This window comes from Salinarimonas soli (assembly GCF_008386575.1).
Classification (GTDB): Bacteria; Pseudomonadota; Alphaproteobacteria; order Rhizobiales; family Beijerinckiaceae; genus Salinarimonas_A; species Salinarimonas_A soli.
Genome location: NZ_VUOA01000057.1, coordinates 1 through 340 on the forward strand (window position 1 = coordinate 1; position 340 = coordinate 340).

Below are 340 nucleotides of genomic sequence, written 5' to 3' on the forward strand. Positions count from 1 at the left end.
GAGACTCGGATCGCGGACCGCGCGACGATAGTCGGAGGGCGTCGTGTTCCGGTGCTTGAGGAAGAGGCGGGCGAGCACCTGGTTGGACGAGTACCCGACCCTGAGCGCGATCTCGGTGACGGGCAGGTCCGTGGTCTCGAGGAGCTCGCACGCCCTCTCCAGTCGCAGGCGGGTCAGGTAGACCCGGGGCGGCACGCCGACGCTCTCCTTGAACATGCGGGCGAAGTGGAACGGCGAGAGCCGCGCCTCGGCGGCGGGCTCGTCGGGGCTGATGTCCTCTGCCAGCCGCTCCTGCATCAGCTCCAGGCTGGGGCGCTTCGCCCAGGGCGCAAGGCCCCCC

1 protein-coding gene is annotated in these 340 nt (G+C 70.9%); it reads right to left on the reverse strand.

Features of this window, described 5'->3' with window-relative positions; genetic code table 11:
- Window positions 1-340: helix-turn-helix domain-containing protein (locus F0L46_RS24895; protein WP_149822319.1), on the reverse strand; the 340-nt coding region annotated here is incomplete at both ends.